This is a genomic window from Gorillibacterium massiliense, assembly GCF_000455485.1.
Taxonomy (GTDB): domain Bacteria; phylum Bacillota; class Bacilli; order Paenibacillales; family NBRC-103111; genus Gorillibacterium; species Gorillibacterium massiliense.
On the sequence record NZ_CBQR020000127.1, the window covers coordinates 1 to 2,878 of the forward strand.

A 2,878-nucleotide genomic window follows, 5' to 3' on the forward strand; every position below is an offset into this window, starting at 1 on the left:
TCCGTCCGATCAGCAGCCGATTCCCGGGCTTGCTTCTCCAACTCCAACCGGTCCGCCTTGCCGTTAGGCGTCAGCGGGAGGTGATCCAGCCGAATGAGCCGGTAAGGCACCATATAATCGGGCAAGCTCATCTTCAAGAAAGCTTTGATCTCGCCGACATCCAAATTCCCGCCGGCGGATGTATAGAAGCCGCACAGTGCGCTGTTGCCGTCCGCGCCTTTCACCGCCACCACGACAGCGGCTGAAATCTCGGGATGAAGCACCAGATTTTCCTCGATTTCGCCAAGCTCAATGCGGTATCCGCGAACCTTGACCTGATTGTCGATCCGGCCGATAAATTCGATGTTCCCGTCTGGCAATAGCCGTCCGTAATCGCCCGTTCGATACAACCGCTGGACAGGCGCTCCAGGCAGTTTGTGCATGACGAAGGACTTCGCGGTTTTTTCCGCATTGTTGCGGTATCCTTCAGCCAAGTTCACGCCGCCCAAATAGATCTCGCCTTTCACATGGATGGGGCAGAGAGCGCCTTGCGGATTCACGATATAGACCTGGTTGTTCGCCATGGGGCAGCCCACGTGAATGCCGGTTGGCTTGTTCTCCATGATGAAGGCGGTGGTATCCACAGCTGCCTCCGTAGCTCCGTACAAGTTGGCGATTCTGGTGCCCTGCGGAATCATGTCAAACCATTGGTTCACATAGGAAACGGGCAGCGGTTCGCCGCTTACGATGATGGTCCGAACCGGAATATCCGCCCATTCCGCCGCAGGCATATCCTGCATGGCTCCAAGGAGAAGGCCGAAGAGTGATGGCACAAATTGTAGATAGGAGATTCGTTCCCGCCTTATATGTGCGAGCAGGCGATAGGAGTCCGCCACCATATCCTTCATGACGATGGACATGCAAGCACCATGACGCAACGGCCAAAACAGCTCGATGATCGAATCGTCGAAGCACACCGTCGTCCGCTGCAAAATTACGTCATTTGGCTGCGCGCGGAACGTATCCTGATGCCAAAGCAGCCGGTTGACGATGGCTTTATGGCAGGTCAGTACGCCCTTGGGATTTCCGGTGGAACCGGAAGTATAGATCATGTAAGCCAAATCCTCGGGACGGTTAACCCCTTGCGGCGTTTCCGGCGGCATGCTTGCCAAATCATTTTTCGTATAGAGCCTGATCCCTTCCGGAATCCGTTGCCCTCCATCATTTTCCATCAATACGATCGCCGCAAGCTTTGACGGGTTTTCAACTCCATCCATTGGACGGATGAAAGAAGGAAGATAGGCGGATTTGGTAATGACGGCATTTGCCTCCGAATCGGAAATCATGTACTGGATCCGTTTGTCCGGGTATTCCGGGTCGATCGGAACATACGCGGCTCCGGCTTTCAACACTCCGTATAAAGCAACCAAGAGATCAAGACCGCGTTCCATCATGACAGCTACCAGTTGATTCGGCTTCACTCCCTCGCGCCGCAGCAAATGGGCAAGCCGATTGGAGCTTTCATGCAGCTCTCCGTACGTGAGCGATTGTCCCTCACAAGTCGCGGCCTTCCGTTCGGGGTGATCTTCCGCTTGGCGGATGAAAGCATCCAGCATCGTTTGGTCCAGGGGATAATCGACCTGGGTATCGTTCATCCTTCTGTAGACATCGCGGTCTTTCGCGCTTAAAAGCTCGATTCCCCCGACCGTCGCTTCCGTTGAACCCAGCACGGCTTCGACTGCCAGCTCATAAAGCTCCGCAAAACGCTTCACCGTTTCCTGCTTGAATAAATCGGTATTGTAAATGAAAAGTCCGTAAAGATCGGAATCACGTTCCTCCACAAAAGAGAGCTGCAAGTCGAACTTGCTCGTATAAAATTCGGCTTTGCCCCAATCGATAACGAAATCGTCCGTTGCGTTCTCGTTTTTCATATAATCGAACATCGTTGAAAAGACCGGCGATTGGCTGAGGGAACGCTCGGGATTGAGCTTCTCGATCAGCATGTCGAACGGATACGCCTGATGCTCATACGCGCCCAAACATTGCGCCTTCACCGCCTGTAAAAGCTCCTTCACCGTCTGGTTGCCAGCAAGCTTCACCCGGATCGCCAGCGTGTTGGCGAAAAAGCCCAACACTTCTTCCAAGCTTCGGTTCATCCGCCCGGCAATCGGTGTGCCGACGACAAGATCTTCCTGCTGGGTCAACCGGTGCAGCACAATCAGGTACGCCGTCAGCAGCACCATGAACAGCGACATGTCTTCCCGCTTCGCCAGCTCTTTCAACCGTTTCGCCGACTCCCGTGGAATCTCCAGCTTCACCGTATCCCCGGCGTAGGTTTGCGTCTCCGGTCGTACGTAATCCAGCGGCAGATCCAGATTCGGCAGCGGTTTGGCCAAGGTCTCCAGCCAATACGCCTCTTCTGCCGACCACCGGCCCTCCGTCAACTCTCTCGTCTGCCACTCCGCATAGTCCACGTACCGAAGCTTTGGCGCTTCCCCATCCGTTGCTTCGTTTCGCAACAACTTCCCGTACGTATCCATCCACTCCCGCTGCAGCCGCTGCATGCTCCATCCATCCGTCACGATGTGGTGTAAGCACGCGTACAACCGGAACGTCTGCTCATCCAGCCGATACAGCTTCGCCCGCATTAATGGCCCTTGCCCCAAATCGAAGGGCACCTGCTCGCTCTGCCGGATTTGCTCCTGCACGTAAGCGTGCCGCTCCTCTTCCGCAAGCTCCCGCACATCTTCCACCGCAAGCCGTACCACTGTTTCCTTCAGCACCATCTGCCGCGGTCCGTCTTCCCCTTCGATGAACACCGTGCGCAGGGCTTCATGACGCCGCACCACTCGCTGCAGCGCCTCTTCGAACAACGCTTCATCCAGTTCTCCTTTTATCT

General features: G+C 55.3%; 1 protein-coding gene. It reads right to left on the reverse strand.

Annotation, left to right across the window (positions count from 1 at the left end; all coding sequences use genetic code 11):
• Positions 1 to 2,878: non-ribosomal peptide synthetase (locus TJ79_RS16770; RefSeq protein ID WP_040951501.1), on the reverse strand; the 2,878-nt coding region annotated here is incomplete at both ends.